At 39.1% G+C, this 827-nt stretch carries 1 protein-coding gene and 1 pseudogene; one reads left to right on the top strand and one right to left on the bottom strand.

The window, feature by feature from the left end:
- Nucleotides 1-222 (top strand): annotated as a pseudogene (locus R8N47_RS24470) (glutamate--tRNA ligase); the annotation flags it as partial.
- 343 nt (nt 223-565) lie between these two features.
- Here the strand turns inward: R8N47_RS24470 and R8N47_RS24465 are convergent.
- On the bottom strand, nt 566-827 hold a 262-nt coding region (locus tag R8N47_RS24465; RefSeq protein WP_318186011.1), incomplete at its 5' end, for a hypothetical protein.

The following is an 827-nucleotide window of genomic DNA, read 5'->3' as shown; positions in this document are numbered from 1 at the left end:
TCACAGTGGACGACAGAAAACCTACACCAAATGATCGCTGACGTATGTGCAGAGCTTGAAATTGGCATGGGTAAAATCGGTATGCCACTTCGTGTTGCAGTGACAGGCGGCGGTCAATCACCTTCTGTTGATGCTGTAATGGCGTTGATCGGCAAAGAACGTTGTGTTGCTCGCATCAAAATGGCGCTAGAGTCCATTGCTGAGCGTGAAGCAAACGCATAATTAGACTGAATAAATAGTCATTCTAAGCCGCGATATTTGTCGCGGCTTTTTTGTATCTGAAGGTTCACAGCACTATAAAGCTTAATCTTGCTAAGGATATAAACTGTTCGTTTTGCTTTTTAGTTGTTCAAAAATGGATAAGTTTTTGTAATCCACATATGCCTAATATGAATAAAAATTAACCGTTCGCATTCAAAATATCTCTCTGATTTATATTTATAAATCCTAAAGTTCCCTAATTATTGTCTCAATATTGAGAAATAAACTTGCTTTAGCTGTCTGGTTTTAAAAAGTGACGCAAACGTTTGCGTGGTTGGTGGGGTGGGTCTTTGAGTGCTCAAGATCACATAATGTAGAACTTTTTGATGACACGAAATTGACAGTTTTGGGATTTGTCTCGTGATTTCTTAGCGTTATAGTTCAACCCGTCAGTGAGAACTCGATAACGATATGCATCACTGCACTGGAAATATACCCAAGTGACTTTCCATAAATTTTTTGCATGTGCATAAAGCGGAAGTTGCTTCGGTATCCACTCAAGGAATGAATAAAAAGAATTGAAATACAACGTCAGTGTTATTAGGCGGCGCATTTCGTCATCGAAT

The organism is Vibrio sp. 2132-1, assembly GCF_033344315.1.
The sequence above is the reverse complement of the archived record's forward strand: the minus strand, read 5'-3'. Positions and strand labels throughout refer to the sequence as shown.